Genomic DNA, 1,605 nt, shown 5'->3' with positions numbered 1-1,605 from the left:
GGTCATGGCGATACGGGCGGCCTCGATCTGGTTGCTGGTGATCCAGCTGGGCTCGATGGCCTGCAGGCCCCACTCGCCGTAAGTGACGGTGTTGCCGCGGCTGGCCTTGCCCTTCATGCGGCCGCGGTGAACACGGCGGTACTTTACGCGCTTAGGCAGCAGCATTACTGAGCGCCTCCTTCCTTCGGAGCATTGGCCTGACCGGCGGGACGGGGGCCACGATTGTTATTGAAACCACCCTGACCGGCGGGACGGGGGCCGCGGTTGAAGCCGCCGCCCTGGCGGTCCCGGTTGAAGCCGCCCTGACGGCGGTCACCGTCGCGGCGGTCCCGGCGGGGACGCTCCCGGCGCTCCTGATAGGGCTTGCTGGTATCCAGGGTGCGGGGGGTGGTGCGCAGGGTCTGAGTCAGGACCTCGCCCTTGTAGATCCACACCTTCACGCCGATGCGGCCGTAGGTGGTGGCGGCCTCAGCGAAGCCGTAGTCGATGTCGGCACGCAGGGTCTGCAGGGGGATGGTGCCGTCGTGATAGTGCTCGGTGCGGGCGATCTCAGCGCCGCCCAGGCGGCCGGAGCAGCAGGTCTTGATGCCGCGGGCGCCGGCGCGCATAGCGCGGCCCATGGCGTTCTTCATGGCGCGGCGGAAGCCGATGCGCTTCTCCAGCTGCTGAGCGATGTTTTCCGCCACCAGCTGGGCGTCCATGTCGGCGTTGCGCACCTCGATGATCTTCAGGTCAACGGGCTTGCCCACCATGGCGGTCAGGCCGGCCTGGATCTTGTTGATCTCCTCGCCGCCCTTGCCGATGACCACGCCGGGCCGGGCGCAGTGCAGATACACGCGGACCTTGGCGTTGTCGCGCTCGATCTCGATCTTGGGGATACCGGCGGAGTACAGGGTCTTCTTCAGGTAGTCCCGGATCTTCTTGTCCTCCACCAGCAGGTCGCCCACCTTTTCGTTGCGGGCATACCAGCGGGAGTCCCAATCCTTGATGACACCCACGCGCAGGCCGTGGGGATTAACTTTCTGTCCCATAGTTCTCCTCCTCCCTTAGCGCTCGCTCACCGCGATGGTGACGTGAGAAGTGCGCTTGTTGATCCGGTACGCACGGCCCTGGGCGCGGGGCATGATGCGCTTGATGATGGGGCCGGGATTGGCGTAGCAGGCGGACACATACAGCTTCTCAGGGTCCATCTGGTGGTTGTTCTCCGCATTGGCGGCGGCGCTCTTCAGCAGCTTGAGCACGGGCTCAGAGGCAGCCTTGGGCGTATTCAGCAGGATGGCGGTGGCGGTGGCCACGTCCTTGCCCCGGATGAGGTCCAGGACGATCTTCACCTTACGGGGAGAGATCCGCAGATATTTCAGGTTGGCTTTTGCTTCCATCTTTTCTCTCCTCCTTACTTACCGGTCTTGCTGCCCGCGTGGCCCTTAAAGGTGCGGGTGGGCACGAACTCGCCCAGCTTGTGGCCCACCATGTCCTCGGTCACATAGACGGGGACATGCTTGCGGCCGTCGTGGACAGCAAAGGTGTGGCCCACGAAAGCGGGGAAGATAGTGGAGGCGCGGCTCCAGGTCTTCAGCACCTTCTTCTCGCCGGTCTGATTCATTT

General features: G+C 64.5%; 4 protein-coding genes. All 4 read right to left on the bottom strand.

The features are described 5' to 3' along the window. The coding region (locus QZ378_RS12910; RefSeq protein WP_291258559.1) for a ribosomal protein L16 at window positions 1-165 on the bottom strand (165 nt) is incomplete at its 3' end. Next, on the bottom strand, window positions 165-1,031 hold the full coding sequence (rpsC, locus tag QZ378_RS12905; RefSeq protein WP_256183297.1) for a 30S ribosomal protein S3: 867 nt from the start codon (window positions 1,029-1,031) through the stop codon (window positions 165-167). The genes QZ378_RS12910 and rpsC, both read right to left, overlap by 1 nt. A gap of 15 nt (window positions 1,032-1,046) precedes the next feature. Then, the gene (rplV, locus tag QZ378_RS12900) at window positions 1,047-1,379 is read right to left on the bottom strand and encodes a 50S ribosomal protein L22 (RefSeq protein WP_050623203.1); all 333 of its coding nucleotides are present in this window, start codon (window positions 1,377-1,379) and stop codon (window positions 1,047-1,049) included. A gap of 14 nt (window positions 1,380-1,393) precedes the next feature. After that, the coding region (gene rpsS / locus QZ378_RS12895; RefSeq protein WP_291258558.1) for a 30S ribosomal protein S19 at window positions 1,394-1,605 on the bottom strand (212 nt) is incomplete at its 5' end.

It is taken from the genome of Flavonifractor sp. (assembly GCF_019422385.1).
In the GTDB taxonomy this organism is placed as follows: Bacteria; Bacillota; Clostridia; order Oscillospirales; family Oscillospiraceae; genus Flavonifractor; species Flavonifractor avistercoris.
The sequence above is the reverse complement of the archived record's forward strand: the minus strand, read 5'-3'. Positions and strand labels throughout refer to the sequence as shown.

Excerpts from the sequence above, each read along its gene's own strand:
- rplV (WP_050623203.1), bottom strand. The coding sequence starts at position 1,379 with ATGGAAGCAAAAGCCAACCTGAAATATCTGCGGATCTCTCCCCGTAAG.
- rpsC (WP_256183297.1), bottom strand. The coding sequence starts at position 1,031 with ATGGGACAGAAAGTTAATCCCCACGGCCTGCGCGTGGGTGTCATCAAG.